Below are 16,885 nucleotides of genomic sequence, written 5' to 3'. Positions count from 1 at the left end.
CCGCTCGGATCAAATCATAATGAAATAGTCTTAAATTTTTCTTGCTATTAAATTCTTTTATATAATGAATTTAAGATATAAAAATCTTAAATAATTTATTTTTTTGGATTAAAAATCTGAATAAGAGTGGGGCGAGTGGCAGGAATCCGCTTTCGCCAGGCGCAAAAGCGGAATTTTTGTTTTTATTCACCACGCAGAATCTGGCGGAAATGGGATAAGGGACGAACTTCAGCAAGGTTAAAATCTAAATTATTTGAGACATTGACTGAGCGCTGCGCGACTCTCAGTAAAAGTAGCCCCCCCCGCAGCGGCCAGTTTATTTGTGTTGAGCCGCACATCTCGTGCGTCAGGGGCTTCGGACGAAATCAACAGCTCCGGCAGGCGCGCTTCCTGACCCAGTTCGGTAAGGATATGCCGGGCGATCTCATAGCGGCTGGCGTTATTCCGGGCGCCAGTGTGGTACAGGCCATAGACAGCATCTTTTCTTTACCGGCGAAGCGGTACTTCATACGCCAGTATTTGGAACCATTAGCGTTAATCAGCAGATACATACCGCCGCCATCAGCCAGCTTATAGGGTTTTTCTTTTGGCTTCGCGGTTTTCACTTTAACATCGATTAGCGCCATGACATCCTCCGGCTTTTGATGAATCCATCCTCCTGGGAGATTTCCGCCAGTAACCAGCCTGATACCCCCAATGCACCCCCAAAAACAACTTGATGTGGGTTGAAGTCGGGTGACCTCAGGATACAAGGACAGCCTGATATATAAGGGATTACAAAGGAGATTATTGACTTCGGGAGAGTTCAGTAGACGCAAACTGGCGGAAGATCACAGGAGTCGAACCTGCCCGGGACCGCTGGCGGCCCCAACTGGATTTGAAGTCCAGCCGCCTCACCGGAGACGACGATCTTCCGCGCCTGCATTGCTACATGGAGGCGGGGCGCATTATAGCTACTTCCTGACGTTTCCACACCCCCTCACTCACTTTTTTAACTTCCCTTTCTCCTTACCATGATCGGTTTCATATAAATCCTCATAAATTCCGCTAGTTACATTTCCTCACATCTTCTGGCGCAACCGCGATCACAGAAAACAAGAATCGTAATTTGATAACGAGATATCGGAATATTCGCAGCCAACGGGATGGTTTACAAAAACGGTAACCGGTACCAGTGCGCATGGGAGCGCCAAAGGATGTGTTATGACTATTCATGTTTTGTCTGTTAAGGAGAAGATTGGCTACGGTATGGGTGACGCGGCCAGTCATATTATTTTCGATAACGTAATGTTTTATATGATGTTTTTCTATACTGATATTTTCGGTATCCCTGCCGGTTTTGTCGGCACCATGTTTCTACTGGCGCGCGCGCTGGACGCTATTTCAGACCCGTGCATGGGACTGCTGGCGGACCGAACACGCTCTCGTTGGGGAAAATTCCGTCCGTGGATACTGTTTGGCGCCCTGCCGTTTGGTGTGGTTTGCGTTCTGGCATACAGCACGCCGGACCTCAGCCTGAACGGTAAGATGATTTACGCCGCTGTCACCTATACGCTGTTGACGCTGCTTTATACCGTGGTGAATATCCCGTATTGCGCGTTGGGTGGGGTGATTACCAGCGACCCGACGCAGCGTATTTCCCTACAGTCCTGGCGCTTTGTGTTGGCGACGGCGGGCGGAATGCTCTCGACCGTGCTGATGATGCCACTGGTGAATCTCATTAACAGCGAGAACAAAGCGGTGGGTTTCCAGGGCGGGATAGCGGTGTTGTCCGTGGTGGCGTTTCTGATGCTGGCATTCTGCTTCTTCACGACTAAGGAGCGTGTGGAAGCGCCGCCGAGCACCACCTCGATGCGTGAAGATCTGCGCGATATCTGGCAAAACGACCAGTGGCGGATAGTGGGGCTCCTGACCATCCTCAATATCCTCGCCGTCTGCGTGCGCGGTGGTGCGATGATGTATTACGTCACCTGGATCATGGGAACGCCGGAGGTGTTTGTCGCCTTCCTTACTACCTACTGCGTCGGTAACCTGATTGGCTCCGCGCTGGCAAAACCCCTCACCGACTGGAAATGCAAGGTCAGTATCTTCTGGTGGACCAATGCGGCGCTGGCCGTGGTTAGCCTCGCGATGTTCTTCGTCCCGATGCAGGCCGACATCACCATGTTCGTCTTCATCTTCGCGATCGGCGTGTTGCACCAACTGGTGACGCCGATCCAATGGGTGATGATGTCCGATACCGTCGATTATGGCGAATGGTGCAACGGTAAACGTCTGACCGGCATCAGTTTTGCGGGCACTCTGTTCGTACTCAAGCTGGGACTGGCGCTCGGTGGCGCGCTTATTGGCTGGATGCTGGCGGGCGGCGGTTACGACGCGGCGGCGAAAACTCAGAACAGTGCCACCCTCAGCATCATTATTGCGCTGTTTACGATCGTCCCGGCCATCTGTTACCTGCTGAGCGCCGTGATTGCCAAACGCTATTACACCCTGAAAACGCCCTACCTGAGAAATATTCTTGACCAACTGGCACAAGGCGCGCGCCGCAATCAGCACGAATTTACGCATAACGAATTTCAGAACTAAAGGAACAGAGTATGAAGATTAGCGACGGGAACTGGCTGATTCAGCCGGGCCTTAATTTGACTCATCCGATCCAGGTGTTTGATGTAGAACAGCACGGTAACGAACTGGTGGTTTATGCCGCACCGCGCGACGTACGTGAACGCACCTGGCAACTGGATACCCCGCTGTTTACGTTGCGTTTCTTTTCGCCGCAGGAAGGGGTTGTGGGCGTACGCATGGAACACTTTCAGGGGGCGCTGGATAACGGTCCGCATTACCCGCTCAACGTTTTACAGGACGTGAAGGTCGACATCCAGAACACGGCTGACGTTGCTGAATTGAAAAGCGGTAACTTAAGCGTACGCGTTACCAAAGGTGAGTTCTGGTCGCTGGATTTCCTGCGTAACGGCGTGCGCATCACCGGCAGTCAGTTGAAGAACAACGGCTATGTGCAGGACACCGACACGCAGCGAAACTACATGTTCGAGCGCCTGGATCTGGGCGTCGGCGAGACGGTTTACGGTCTGGGCGAGCGCTTTACCGCACTGGTGCGCAATGGCCAGACGATAGAAACCTGGAACCGCGACGGCGGCACCAGCACTGAGCAGTCTTACAAAAACATCCCGTTTTACATGACTAACCGTGGCTACGGCGTACTGGTCAACCATCCACAGTGCGTCTCGTTTGAAATCGGCTCGGAGAAGGTGTCGAAAGTGCAGTTCAGCGTCGAAGGCGAATATCTCGAATACTTCGTGATCGACGGCCCGACGCCGAAAGAAGTGCTGAACCGCTATACCCGCTTCACGGGGCGTCCGGCGCTGCCGCCAGCCTGGTCGTTTGGCCTGTGGCTGACCACCTCGTTCACCACCAACTACGACGAGGCGACGGTAAACAGCTTCATTGATGGCATGGCAAAGCGCAATCTGCCGCTGCACGTCTTCCACTTCGATTGCTTCTGGATGAAGGCCTTCCAGTGGTGTGATTTCGAATGGGATCCGGTGACCTTCCCGGACCCGGAAGGGATGATTCGTCGGCTGAAGGAGAAAGGGCTGAAGGTCTGCGTTTGGATCAACCCGTACATTGGACAGAAATCACCGATTTTCAATGAACTCAAAGAGAAAGGCTATCTGCTGAAGCGTCCGGATGGTTCTCTGTGGCAGTGGGATAAATGGCAGCCGGGGCTGGCGATTTATGACTTCACCAATCCGCAGGCCTGTGAATGGTATGCCAGCAAACTGAAAGGTCTGGTGGATATCGGCGTTGACTGTTTCAAGACCGACTTCGGCGAGCGTATCCCGACCGATGTGCAATGGTTTGATGGTTCCGATCCGCAGAAAATGCACAACCATTATGCGTATATCTACAACGAGCTGGTATGGAACGTACTGAAAGAGACCGTGGGTGAAGAAGAGGCGGTTCTGTTTGCCCGATCCGCTTCCGTGGGTGCCCAACAATTCCCGGTGCACTGGGGCGGCGACTGTTACGCCAACTATGAGTCAATGGCGGAAAGCCTGCGCGGCGGCTTGTCTATCGGCTTGTCCGGGTTTGGCTTCTGGAGCCATGATATCGGCGGCTTCGAGAATACCGCGCCGGCACACGTCTATAAACGCTGGTGTGCGTTTGGTCTGCTCTCCAGCCACAGTCGCTTGCACGGCAGTAAATCCTATCGTGTGCCCTGGGCGTATGACGATGAATCCTGCGATGTGGTGCGCTACTTCACCGAGCAGAAGTGCCGCATGATGCCGTATCTGTACCGGGAGGCGGTTCGTGCGCACGAACGGGGCACGCCGATGATGCGCGCCATGATGCTGGAGTTCCCGGACGATCCGGCATGCGATTATCTCGACCGTCAGTATATGCTGGGTGATTCTGTGATGGTGGCACCGGTGTTCTCGCAAGCCGGTGACGTGCAGTTTTACCTGCCGGAAGGACGCTGGACGCACCTGTGGCGCAACGACGAAGTGCAGGGCAGTCGCTGGCACAAACAGCAGCATGACTTCCTGAGTCTGCCAGTGTACGTGCGTGACAACACTCTGCTGGCGCTGGGCAGCAATAATCAAAAGCCGGATTACGCGTGGAACGACGGCACCGCCTTTCAGTTGTTCGCTCTCGACGAGGGACGCGAAGCCGTTTGTGAAGTCCCTGCGGCGGACGGTTCGGTTGTCTTTACGCTGACCGCTAAGCGCAATGGCAACACCCTCACCGTGACGGGGAATGGCGATGCGCACAGCTGGACGCTGTGCCTGCGTAACATTGCGCAAATTAGCGGTATTCGCGGTGGTTCACATCGGGGCAGCGAACCGGGCGTGGTGGTAACACCGCAGAGTCATGAGATCGTCATTACGCTTTAAGCGGATGTAGCGAGGGGGCGGAGATTCAGCCGCCCCCACAGCGCCAGCAGCAGATACAGCACGACCGGTAGTAAAAAGCTGAACCGGAGATTGAGTCCGTCAATGCAGACCGCCTGCAATAAGGGAATGACCGCGCCGCCAATCCCGGCCATCACCATGGCTGCGGCAGAAATGTTGGCAATTGCCGGATTTTTGTTGATGGTATGCCCGAAGATAATCGGATACAGAATCGAGTTTCCTAAGCCGGTCAGGATAAGCAGGTAACCGCCGGTGATATCGTTCAGCCATATCGCCATGATAACCGCCGTTGCACAGGCCAGTGTCGCCACCAGAAACGGCGTGTAATTGCCTGTTTTGTCGGCGAGCAGACCATAAAGAAAACGACCCGCCAGCGCACCTCCCCAGTAAAAAGAGACCAGCGACATCGCGGCCGTGGTGCTCCAGCCGCCGATGGTGATGAGATATTTCACCAGGCTGGTTGCAAGGCTCACCTCGACGCCAACATAAACAAAAATCGCCGCCACGCTGAATAACAGTTCTCTGTTCTTCCAGGCATTATGCGTCCCGGACGCGGCTTTTTCCGGGCGCACCACATCCGGCAGGCGGATCCAGAAAACCCCCGCAATCAGCGCCAGCGAAAAGAGGGCGAGGCAAAGCCAGAGCGCGCTGATGGGCTCTTCGCGTGCCAGGATATCAACCGGGGAAAACGCCAGCAGCAGTGCAACCAGCATGGGGGCAAGCGTAGTGCCCAGCGAATTAACGGCAGAGGCCAGGCACAGATTGCCGATCCGTTTGTGTGGCGGGCTGAGCAACGTCAGATAAGGGTTAGCGACAACCTGCATCGCCGCCACGCCAGTTGCCACCACAAACATCGCCAGCAGTGACAGGGCGAAGGAATCCAGTTGCAGTGCAAGGGCGAACATCAGACATCCCGCAACCGACAACGTTAGCGACAGCAGCAGTACCTTACGGTATCCCTGGCGTTCAATCAGCATTGAGCAGGGCAGGCAGGTCAGAAAAGGGGCAACGTAAAAAATAACGGTAATGAAAATAGACTGCGACCATGACAGATGAAAATACTGATAGAAAAATATGATCAGCACGCTGTTAATTGCCGTGATATTTCCCCACAAGAAAAACATCATCGCGAGTAATGCTAGATTTTTATTCATTTCTTTTTTTAATATGAAATTGTGATGAAGTGACCTGTTGCACAGACCGATTGTTTTAAAAAGTGATAAATTTATTTTGCACTCACAGGAGCTTAAAATGGAACTGGAAAATGTATTTCGTGATGTAAAATTAAGTAAGACAGAAGTCACCGTCCTGCGCTTTATTCAGAATAATCCAGAGCAATGCATTCGTGAGGGTATTCGCACAGTCGCGGAGCACTGTTACAGCAACCCGTCCTCGCTGGTTCGACTGGCGAAAAAACTCAAGTTTAGCGGTTGGCTGGAGTTGGTGTACTTCATTAAGTTTAATATCACAATGCCAAAACTTGATGTGACAAATGATATTAACTTTATGAATATCCAGCCTGCCGAAAACCTGTCGCAGCTATTAAATCGGCTGCAACACGACCGTATTCTTATTCATGGTAGCGGCTTCTCTCAACTGATTGCTCAATATATTTATAATAAATTCCTGGTGATTGGCGTGAATGCCAGTCTGGCACTTTGGCCGGACTATGAAATACTTGAACAAAAAACGGCTGCAAAATTCGACTCTATCTGGCTGGTGTCTAAATCCGGTCGCAGCAGTTCGGCATTAAACTGGGTCAAAGCGCTGGAAGGAAAAAATACCGACCTGGTCTGCTTTACCGGTGACTATCAAAGCCCGCTTGCCCAGGCGGCGGACACCGCCGTCATCATCCACGATCCACAAAAGTTTGATGATGATATCTACTGGAGCAATCCTTTCTTTGGTTACTGCATCCTGGGATTCGAACATCTGCTGAAGCTCTGGTTTTTGCAAAATCCGGGCGGGGCGTCAGTCGACGCCCCGGGGACGATCATTTCCAGTCGCTAAACTGCGCTTCGTCGAGATACTCGCTAACCAGCTGTTTGGCCAGTGACCAGGAGCCAATCAGCGGGTGCGCCATTAATGCGCGGATAGCCAGACTCTTATCTTTGCGCATGATGGCGTCCACTGCCAGACGTTCGTACTCTTTAACGCAGGAGATCATGTTTTTCTGGGCGTCCGGTACGTGGATTGGCGTAACGGGTTTCAGCCCCTCTTTGCTCAGGTCACAGCTGATCTCAATAACATCATCAGGACGTAAGAAATCCAGCGTACCGTTATTTTGTAACGAGACAACAATGCGCTTGCTGGTGGAACTGTTCACGGCTTCAAGAATATCCAGCGCCACCCCTGCGTAACCGCCACTATCCGGCTCTTCAATAAACTGTTGCAGCGTTAACGGTGTGCGAGTATTGAATTTTTCCTGATGCGACTCGTTTTGCATATAGCTATTTTCGCGGCGCAGATAGTGTTTCATCCAGATATCAAATGCGGCTTCCGGGTTTGCCTGCGCATCCACGTTCTGGAGTTCCTCGCGCATTTCCTTGTTGATCCGTGCAATGGCTTCACCGCGGGTTTCCGGCGCATCCTGAATCGCTTTCAGTGCTACTTCGCGATAGTAGTAGTAGTAGAGATATTCATTCAGCAACTGCTTGTCGCAAAGCTGAACCAGCACCGGTGAGAAGTACTGCATCGCCGTTTTACTGTACAGTTCCGGGTTGCTCACCAGTTTGTCGGTCACGTCCTCCCCTTTCACAGTGAAGTGGGTAAACCAGGAGAAGTGGTTCAGACCATAGCATTCCACTTTCAAATCCGCTTCGTCGCAGTTGAGGATGGCGGGCAGTTCGCGAATCAGCTCCGAGGGCGCATCGCAAATGCCATAAACCCGACGTTTAAACCCGGACTTAATGATGGCTTCGGTAACCAGCCCGGAAGGGTTGGTAAAGTTGAACAGAATGGCATCGGGGGCGGCATGCTCTTCAATCAGGCGGCAGTAATTGAGAATGGCGGGAATTGAGCGCATCGCCATCGCAAAACCGCCCGCTCCGGTGGTCTCCTGACCCAATGTGTTATGGTTCAGCGCAATACGTTCATCGCGCACGCGGCTTTCATCGCCGCCGACACGCAGCGTGGTGATGACATAATTGCTGTTCTTTAATGCGGATACCGGATCCGTCGTCAGGCTGAAACGAATATCAGGTCGAATCGTGGCAAAAACATAACGGGCGATTTCGCCGAAAATTTTCAGGTTCTCTTCTGCATTATCGAGGAATACCACTTCTTGTAAACCAATACGATGTGCATTATAGGCCAGAGATTTTGCCAGGAACGCGGAACGAACACCGCCTCCACCTAATACAGTTAATTTCATAACAACTCCTGATTAATTATTTGCCAGCCAGTTATCTACCCGGGATCGAACCTGTCCAACCCTCACACCGTAAATAACCTGAACTTCATTTTGATTACGCACTACGCCATTGGCGCCGGTCGTTTTTAACAGGGCTTCATCAATTTTGTCGGGATGATGGAGCGCGACGCGTAATCGGGTAAAACAGTTATCAACAGAAATAATGTTCTCTTTGCCACCTAAGCCTTTAATGATCTCATCGGTGACGGCCTGACCTGCGTTGGCCTTTTTATTGCGGTAATCTTCTTTGCTGTAGAGCTTCACTTCGCCGTCATCTTCGCGACCCGGGGTTTTCAGGTTCAGTTTGATAACCAGGGTGCGGAAAATCACGTAGTACGCAGCGAACTGCCCGATACCGATCAGGACGTATAACGGCCAGCGGGTGAGGGCTGCCGGTAGCGGCAGGTTATAAATCAGAAACTCAATGAGTCCGGACGCGCCCCACGGGCGAACCGTCAGCAGATCGCAAATCGCCTGAGAAGCGGCGGTCAGCGTGGCGTGAATCAGCCATAACAGCGGTGAAATAAACAGGAACGTAAATTCAATCGGTTCGGTAATTCCGGTCAGAATAGAGGTAATAATCGCGGGCAACAGAATTGCCTTCGCCATCATTTTCTTCTCCGGTGTGGCGGTGTGGTAGAACGCCAGCGCCGCGCCGGAAAGGCCAAAGATCGTCGTCATCCCCTGCTGGGAAAAGCGTAGCGCTTCGTTCATCACCGGGGTGAGATCCGGATGGCGCATATAGGCCAGGAAGATAGCCTGCGTCCCGGAGACGACTTGCCCGTCAACGTTCAGGGTTCCGCCAATCTGGGTTAACTGGAACGGTGACCAGACAAAGTGGTGCAGCCCTGTTGGAATCAGGAATTTTTCAAAGAAACCGTACACGAAGACGCCTGCTACCCCGGCATTTTTCATGAAACTGGTTAACGCGGCGATGCCGTGCGTTATGAATGGCCAGAACCAGGTAAACGCAATAGCGTAAAAGAGGATCACCGGCGTCATGGCGATTAAGGTCAGTTTCGCCCCGCCATACATCGAGAGTGCGCCAGGCAGTTCTATTTCAGAGACTTTATTGTGTACCCAGGCAATGGTGCAGCCGAGAATAATCCCTAAAAAGATCCCCATATCGACAACGACAAAACCTAAAATTTGCGTTTGTCCGGTGCCATAATATTCGCCATTGACCTTTTCAGCGATGCCGTGAGTATATTCCAGCCAGGAGTGGTTAGCGCCCAAAAACATAATAAAGCACATGACGGCAACCAGTGCGACTTCGGTTTTTTTATCTTTCGCCAGGCCATAACTGATCCCGACACAGAAAAGCAGTCCCAGGTTGCCAAATAATGGCCAGAAGGTATCACCAAGGAGTTGACCTATTTGATGTAAAAAGCTGGTTTCGGATATAAGCGTCGGGTTAGTTAATATTGAGCTTAAGGCCAGAATTAAGCCAATAACAGGTAAGAACAAGACCGCCCCGATCATTGCTCTGGAGAATCTTTGCATATCCGCCAGAATACGTTGACGTATTACAGACATGGCTATTCCTTTATTTTATATAGAGTGTTTGTAATTATTAAATAAGACTTCCAACCTCATCGTTATAACAACTCTCTGTGGAGATGAAAACCTGTTGCGGGAAATAGGCACAAATAGCCGATAAATGAGTACCTGTTTCGTTTTCATGCGAAAAACGCCCCGGATCGAGAACATCCGGGGGCGAGGTGGGGAGATTACGGCGTAACGGGAGCGGGGGTTGTTGGAGCGGGTTCGGTCGACGTCACTTCACCCGCAGAGACGACGCCAGCCTGCATGGTTTGCGTGACCTGCTGTTTATCCGCATTCACGGCGTGCAACTGCCCATTCACCGTGGGTTTGAGGGGCGCGTTAGCCTGTACTGTACCGTTGGCGGTCAGTTGAATATTGCCGTCACCGGCGATCGGCAGAGTCGGCCATCCCCACGGTTGCAGAACGTTCACCGGGACGCCGCGTCCATTCAGGCTGACCTGCGTCTGGCGTGGTGGTAACTGCGACACGCTGGCGGTTGCTTCCAGAATCCCTCTTTCCGTAAAGGCGCTCAGTTCACTGATGTTCACCGTGTTGGCGTTGGCAGCTAAAGACAAGGAGGGACGGCGCACGTCGACGCGGTTGAAGGTGGCGGCAGCGGCATTAAGGGTTGCATTTCCGCTCCAGACGCCCCATTGCTGGTTTTGCACCAGCCCCAGATTCGCGCCATAGCCATCCAGCGCGGTCAACTGCCACGGGAACGTCGGATCGATATCAATCACCAGGTTGCGGCTGGCATTAAATTTCTTCAGCGTCAGGCTGTTCAGCCATGCCGGTAGCGGCTGCATCCAGCGCTGTTTCCAGTTTTCCGGCAGGGTGTACTCTATGCCCGCGATGGCCGCGTCATCGAGGATCAGCGCTTTACCCTCGCGCAGCCAGTTGCCGGAGGTTCTGACCATACCGCCCTCCCAGCGGGTGGTGAACTGGCGCAGTGCGATACCTTGCGGTGAAAATTCGGCATTCAGAATGGGATCGAACAGGTGCAATGAGCCAAAAATGAACTCGCTGGCATTCATCGACAGTTTGCCTTCCTGCGTTTGCCAGTCGTCTTTGCTGAAGGTCAGATTGCGCAAGCTAAGGTCAAGATCGGTGACCGCCCAGTCCGGGCCCTGAAGACGCGCGTCGGTGACCTCAAGGCGATTAATCTGTAGCGACGGAATGGTATTAAGCGGCGCGAAAAAGTCTGCCAACGATTTATCGCTTTGCAGTCGGATATCGTTCAGACGCAGATTCTCAACCATCCAACTGCCGTCGGCATGGCGTTTTGCCACGCCGGTTAAGGCACCGCGCGCGATATCTGCGCCGATATTGCTTAATGTCACCTGTTCGTTATCGATACTGCCTTCAATCAGGACGTTGGCAGCAGGAACATCATTCAGCGTCAGAGAGCCGGCGCTGAGCTGGATTTGCGCTTTGCCGCCGAGCACTTTACCGGCTTCAGGCAGCCAGGGGATGATGCCGCCATTCACTCGTTGGGCGCTCAGATCCCACTCGCTGCCAGGGCTGTTAAACGCCATATCCAGCAACTGCAGGCGATCGGCCTGGAGGGGGAGCGGTGCCGTCTGAGGAGAAATATTCAGGGTGCCATTTTGTAGTAGGATCGTATCGACATGTCGTGGATGCGTCAGTTGGCGAGTGCTCAGGCCAATATCGACCGTTTTTGCCACAAGCGTGGCGGGTTGCCCGTCGCGGCCAAAGGTGACGTTTTTCAGCAGGATATGCGAAGGAGAAGAAAAACGATGGTCCATCGCCTCAAAGGACAGTCGATAGTCGCTGTGCTCAGATATCCAGGAACTGATGTGTTCTGCGCCCCAGCGTGTTTGCAGCAGGAAATAGAGGCCGAGAATCACCACCAGAAGGGCGATCAGCACGTAGATAATCAGCTTTCCAATAAATTTCATGGTCTTCCATCCTGCGAAGTGCACATAGTTGAGTTATGCACGATTTACGCGCAATCCTCAAGGCAGGAATCGTGAAAGAGTATGATAGCGACGGTGAAGTTGAATCACCGTCGCAAAGCGTTTACTGCTTTTCAGGTGGGAAAATCAGGTTCAGTACAATAGCGGTGATTCCGCCCGCAGCGATTCCGGAAGAGAGCAGATTTTTCACCCAGTCAGGTGCGAACTGCAGGATCAGCGGCTGCTGAGAGACACCAAGACCGACTGCCAGCGACAGCGCAATAATCAGGATCGCGCGGCGGTTCAGCGGTTCACGGGAAACAATACGTACGCCAGATGCCGCGATAGTACCGAACATGACAAGCGTAGCCCCGCCGAGTACCGGCTCAGGAATATGCTGCACAAAGCCGCTCACCGCCGGGAACAGGCCGAGTACGATCAGCATCAGCGCAACCACGAAGCCAACGTAGCGACTGGCCACGCCGGTCAACTGAATGACCCCGTTATTCTGTCCGAAACAGGAGTTCGGGAAGGTGTTAAAGACCGCAGAGACGAATGAGTTCAGGCCGTTCGCCAAAACACCCCCCTTCAGACGTTTCATGTACAGCGGGCCAGAAACGGGCTGCTCGGAAACGTCGGACGTTGCGGTGATATCGCCGATGGTCTCCAGAGAAGTGATCATAAACACCAGCATCAGCGGCAGCAGCAGATTCCAGTCAATGCCCAGACCGTAGTACAACGGTGTCGGCACCATGATCAGTTCCTGGGAGGCTGGCGCGCTGTTTTCTGGCAGCATGCCCATAAACCACGCCAGTGCATAACCTGCGGCCATGGCGATAACCAGTGAAGCCACGCGCAGGTACGGATTACGCTGACGGTTGAGCAGAATAATCAGCAGTAGCACAACGCCTGCCAGCATCAGATTTTTTGGGGCCCCGAAGGTGTTGTCGCTCATCGCGGCATAGCCGCCGCCGATGGACGTTAGACCAACCTGAATCAGCGACAGGCCGATGATCATCACCACCACGCCCGAGACCAGCGGAGTGATAATACGACGCGCAAGATGCAGGATGCGGGAGAGCACCATTTCTGTGCAACTGGCCAGCATCAGGGTACCAAACAGCGCCGCCATCATGGTGGGGACATCTGCGCCACCGGTTTTCAGTGCCGTACCGCCCATAATCAGCGGTGCCACGAAGTTAAAACTGGTGCCCTGAATCGATAACAACCCTGAACCTACCGGACCCCACGCTTTAATCTGAATAATGGAGGCCACGCCGGAGGCGAACAGCGACATACTGATAATGTGTTGCGTATCCTGAGCCGGTAACCCCAGCGCCTGACAGATGAGCAGCGCCGGCGTAATCACCGCAACGAACATCGCCAGCAGATGCTGACAGGCGGCAAACAGGGTTTGTGGAAGCGGCGGGCGATCCTCAAGACGATAAATCAGTTCGCTGTTTTGAGTCTGCGCAACCGGTTGCGCATTTTCGGACTCGAGGGTGTTAACAGACATCAGTGATAATCCCGTGGTGACAAAGCGGGCATTTTATCTGAGCAGAGGGTAAAAGCAAACGTTTGCGAGTGGGTATTCTTAATATTTAAAATAGATAAAATAACATTTTTATATAACTTACCACGCTTTTCTGCTTAAAATCCGTGCCGAATTGCCATTAAAAGCTAAAAATAGTCTCAGGAATAAGACATCGTGCGTAACTGATTCAGACGTACTCAAGGAGCTTTGTATGTTTCAACTCGATACCTTATCAACCCTCGTTGCCGCAACGCTGACGTTGCTGCTGGGGCGTAAACTGGTTCAGTCCGTCTCCTTTCTCAAGAAATACACGATTCCAGAACCCGTTGCCGGCGGGTTGCTGGTGGCGCTGGCCCTGTTGGTGCTGAAAAAGAGCATGGGTTGGGAAGTGAACTTCGATATGACCTTGCGCGATCCGCTGATGCTGGCATTTTTCGCAACCATCGGTTTAAACGCCAACATCGCCAGCCTGCGGGCAGGTGGTCGCGTAGTGGGGATTTTCCTGATCGTGGTGGTGGGGTTGCTGCTGATGCAAAACGCCATCGGCATCGGGATGGCCAGCCTGCTGGGACTTGATCCATTGATGGGGCTGATTGCCGGCTCGATCACGCTGTCTGGTGGACACGGTACCGGCGCGGCCTGGAGTAAGTTGTTTATCGAACGCTACGGCTTTGCTAACGCGACCGAAGTGGCGATGGCGTGCGCTACCTTTGGTTTGATCCTCGGGGGGCTGATTGGCGGGCCTGTTGCGCGTTACCTGGTCAAACACTCGACGACACCGGACGGCATGCCTGACGATCAGGCGGTGCCTACCGCGTTTGAAAAACCGGACGTCGGGCGCATGATCACCTCTCTGGTACTGATCGAAACCATTGCGCTTATTGCTATCTGTCTGACCGTAGGCCGGATTGTTGCGCAACTATTGGCGGGAACGGTGTTTGAGCTGCCGACGTTTGTTTGCGTGCTGTTTGTCGGCGTGATTGTCAGCAACGGTTTGGCCGCGGTGGGATTTTATCGTGTCTTTGAGCGTGCGGTGTCTGTCCTCGGGAACGTCAGTCTGTCGCTGTTTCTGGCCATGGCGCTGATGAGCCTGAAGCTGTGGGAACTGGCATCACTGGCCCTGCCGATGCTGGCGATCCTGGTCGTGCAGTCCATCTTTATGGCGCTGTATGCAATAGTGGTGACCTGGCGGATGATGGGCAAAAACTACGATGCAGCCGTGCTGGCAGCGGGACATTGCGGGTTTGGTCTGGGGGCGACACCAACGGCAATTGCCAACATGCAGGCGATTACCGAGCGATTCGGGCCTTCACATATGGCCTTTCTGGTGGTGCCAATGGTCGGTGCGTTTTTCATCGACATCGTCAATGCGCTGGTGATCAAACTGTATCTGCTACTGCCCATTTTTGCGCAATAGAGAGAGGGCGCGGTGGGGATAAACTGCCGCGCTTGTGCATTGCCGTCAGGCGTTAGAGTAGCGCTCTGTTTCTGGCATCCAGCGTTCGATCAGCGCCTTTGCCTCTTGTGGGTAACGTTCATGAATGTGGCGCGCAATGCGCTGAACTTCCGGAATAATGGCCTGATCGCGCAGTAAATCCGCCACCTTAAATTCCGCATTCCCCGTCTGCCGCGTACCCAACAATTCACCCGGTCCGCGAATCTCGAGATCTTTTTGCGCAATCACAAAGCCATCGCTACTGTCGCGCAGCACCTGCAGGCGTTTCTGCGCCGTTTTCGATAGCGGCGACTTGTAGAGCAGCACGCAGTGTGAAGCCACCGCACCACGGCCGACGCGCCCACGCAGTTGGTGTAACTGTGCCAAACCGAGACGTTCCGGATTTTCGATAATCATCAGACTGGCGTTAGGGACATCCACACCCACTTCGATAACCGTCGTGGCGACCAGCAGATGCAGCTCGCCCTGCTTAAACGCCGCCATTACCGCCTGTTTCTCGGCAGGTTTCATACGTCCGTGGACCAGGCCGACGTTCAGTTCTGGCAGTGCGAGTTTCAACTCTTCCCACGTGGCTTCCGCGGCCTGGGCTTCTAACAGATCGGATTCTTCAATCAGCGTGCAGACCCAGTAGGCCTGGCGACCTTCCTGCGTACAGGCGTTGCGCACCCGGTCAATAATATCGCTGCGGCGGGTATCCGGAATGGCCACCGTTGTGACGGGGGTACGTCCGGGCGGCAGTTCGTCAATGACGGAGGTATCGAGATCCGCGTAGGCGGTCATCGCCAGCGTCCGCGGAATAGGCGTCGCGGTCATGATCAACTGGTGCGGATGGAAACCCTGCTGCTGGCCTTTCTCCCACAGCGCGAGACGCTGATGCACGCCAAAACGGTGCTGTTCATCGATGATGACCAGCGCAAGGCCGTTGAACTGCACCTGTTCCTGGAAGATCGCGTGCGTCCCCACCACCATTTGTACCTGTCCGCTGGCGATAGCGTCTTGTTGCGCCAGACGAGCTTTCCCTTTTTGTTTGCCCGCCAGCCAGCCGACTTCAACGCCAAGCGGGGCAAACCAGTTGCGGAAGTTGTGGGCATGCTGTTCCGCCAGTAGCTCGGTCGGAGCCATCAGCGCGACCTGTTTACCATGCGCAATCGCCCGCAGGGCTGCAAGCGCGGCAACCAGCGTTTTACCGGAGCCGACATCGCCCTGCACCAGACGCATCATCGGGATATCGAGAGCCATATCGTGCTCGATTTCCGCCACCACGCGGGCCTGCGCACCGGTTGGCTTAAAAGGCAGCGAGGCTAACAGTTGGTTTTTCAGCTTATCGTTGGCGCTTAGCGGTTGGGCATGGAAGCGCTGCGCGCCCGCACGAAGTGCCAGCATGCTCAGGTTATGCGCCAGTAACTCTTCCAGGATCAGACGACGCTGTGCTGGATGTTGGCCGGTCTCGAGATCGCTTAACTGTAGCGTCGGCGGTGGGCGATGCAGCGTGCGAAGCGCTTCGGGCAGGCTGAGCATGCCCTGTAATAATTCCGGCGGCAGGAGTTCAGCGATGGCACAGGTGTCCAGCAGATCCAACGCCTGATCGGTGAGCTTACGCAGTGTCGCCTGCTTGATACCTTCGGTGGTGGGATAAACCGGGGTGAGTGTCTCCTGCAACTCTGGCGTACTGAGATCGCCCTGCACCCGGTATTCCGGGTGGATCATCTCCGCGCCGTACTTCCCGCGTTTCGCTTCGCCATAGGCCAGTACGCGCCGTCCGGTAGCAAGGCTGTTTTTCATCGCCGCGCTAAAGTTGAAAAAACGCATTGTCAGAATGCCGGAACCGTCGCTGATCTGGCAGGTCATCATCCGTCGACCCCCGAAGGTGATATTGCAGTTCAGCACTTCCCCTTCAACGGTGGCGTAAACGCCCGGCAGCAGTTCACCAATGGGATAGAGTTGGGTACGGTCTTCATAACGCAGAGGAAGGTGTAACAGCAGGTCCTGCACGGTATGCAGACCAATTTTCGCCAGTTTGCTACTTTGCGCTGCGCCAACGCCCGTTAGTGAACTGAGCGGGACAGCATCTAACAGGCGGCCACTCAT

Annotated in this window: 10 protein-coding genes, 1 tRNA gene and 1 pseudogene; 4 read left to right on the top strand and 8 right to left on the bottom strand. The window is 53.8% G+C overall.

The features are described 5' to 3' along the window. Window positions 1–422: 422 nt before the first annotated feature. Together QQZ17_RS12995 and QQZ17_RS12990 are read right to left on the bottom strand one after the other, a co-directional pair. A pseudogene (locus tag QQZ17_RS12995) lies at window positions 423–626 on the bottom strand (Arm DNA-binding domain-containing protein); the annotation flags it as partial. 194 nt (window positions 627–820) lie between these two features. Beyond that, window positions 821–915 (bottom strand) — tRNA-Sec (locus QQZ17_RS12990). 288 nt (window positions 916–1,203) lie between these two features. On the opposite strand from QQZ17_RS12990, the gene QQZ17_RS12985 reads away from it, so the two are divergent. Together QQZ17_RS12985 and yicI are read left to right on the top strand one after the other, a co-directional pair. Then, complete coding sequence (locus tag QQZ17_RS12985) at window positions 1,204–2,586, top strand: glycoside-pentoside-hexuronide family transporter (RefSeq protein WP_152400678.1); 1,383 nt, start codon at window positions 1,204–1,206, stop codon at window positions 2,584–2,586. Between the two features lie 11 nt (window positions 2,587–2,597). Next, on the top strand, window positions 2,598–4,916 hold the full coding sequence (gene yicI / locus QQZ17_RS12980; RefSeq protein ID WP_152400676.1) for an alpha-xylosidase: 2,319 nt from the start codon (window positions 2,598–2,600) through the stop codon (window positions 4,914–4,916). Here yicI and QQZ17_RS12975 read toward each other — a convergent pair. Continuing rightward, a complete protein-coding gene (locus QQZ17_RS12975) occupies window positions 4,913–6,088 on the bottom strand; it encodes an MFS transporter (protein ID WP_152400674.1) in 1,176 nt (391 codons plus the stop codon). The genes yicI and QQZ17_RS12975 overlap by 4 nt on opposite strands. A gap of 97 nt (window positions 6,089–6,185) precedes the next feature. Here QQZ17_RS12975 and QQZ17_RS12970 point away from each other — a divergent pair, with 97 nt between their 5' ends. Further along, window positions 6,186–6,944 carry a MurR/RpiR family transcriptional regulator gene (locus QQZ17_RS12970; protein WP_152400672.1) on the top strand — a complete coding sequence of 253 codons (759 nt, stop codon included), beginning with the start codon at window positions 6,186–6,188 and terminating at the stop codon, window positions 6,942–6,944. On the opposite strand, the gene QQZ17_RS12965 is transcribed toward QQZ17_RS12970, so the two are convergent. The 4 genes from QQZ17_RS12965 to xanP form a co-directional block, all read right to left on the bottom strand. Continuing rightward, window positions 6,928–8,307 (bottom strand): family 4 glycosyl hydrolase, encoded by a 1,380-nt coding sequence (locus tag QQZ17_RS12965; protein WP_046492246.1) that lies wholly within the window; start codon window positions 8,305–8,307, stop codon window positions 6,928–6,930. The two genes, QQZ17_RS12970 and QQZ17_RS12965, sit on opposite strands and share 17 nt — an antisense overlap. A 12-nt stretch (window positions 8,308–8,319) precedes the next feature. After that, a complete protein-coding gene (locus QQZ17_RS12960; RefSeq protein WP_152400671.1) occupies window positions 8,320–9,882 on the bottom strand; it encodes a PTS transporter subunit EIIC in 1,563 nt (520 codons plus the stop codon). Between the two features lie 194 nt (window positions 9,883–10,076). Then, complete coding sequence (locus QQZ17_RS12955; protein WP_152400669.1) at window positions 10,077–11,810, bottom strand: AsmA family protein; 1,734 nt, start codon at window positions 11,808–11,810, stop codon at window positions 10,077–10,079. Between the two features lie 121 nt (window positions 11,811–11,931). Beyond that, on the bottom strand, window positions 11,932–13,323 hold the full coding sequence (xanP, locus tag QQZ17_RS12950; protein ID WP_042323367.1) for a xanthine/proton symporter XanP: 1,392 nt from the start codon (window positions 13,321–13,323) through the stop codon (window positions 11,932–11,934). A gap of 229 nt (window positions 13,324–13,552) precedes the next feature. Between xanP and gltS the strand changes: the two genes are divergently transcribed. Then, window positions 13,553–14,758 (top strand): sodium/glutamate symporter, encoded by a 1,206-nt coding sequence (gene gltS, locus QQZ17_RS12945; RefSeq protein ID WP_152400667.1) that lies wholly within the window; start codon window positions 13,553–13,555, stop codon window positions 14,756–14,758. Window positions 14,759–14,803: 45 nt separating this feature from the next. On the opposite strand, the gene recG is transcribed toward gltS, so the two are convergent. Beyond that, window positions 14,804–16,885: an ATP-dependent DNA helicase RecG gene (recG, locus tag QQZ17_RS12940; protein ID WP_152400665.1), complete on the bottom strand. Its 2,082-nt coding sequence runs from the start codon at window positions 16,883–16,885 to the stop codon at window positions 14,804–14,806.

The organism is Citrobacter sp. T1.2D-1 (genome assembly GCF_950098555.1).
Classification (GTDB): domain Bacteria; phylum Pseudomonadota; class Gammaproteobacteria; order Enterobacterales; family Enterobacteriaceae; genus Citrobacter_A; species Citrobacter_A telavivensis.
This window is presented reverse-complemented; position numbering and strand designations above follow the sequence as displayed.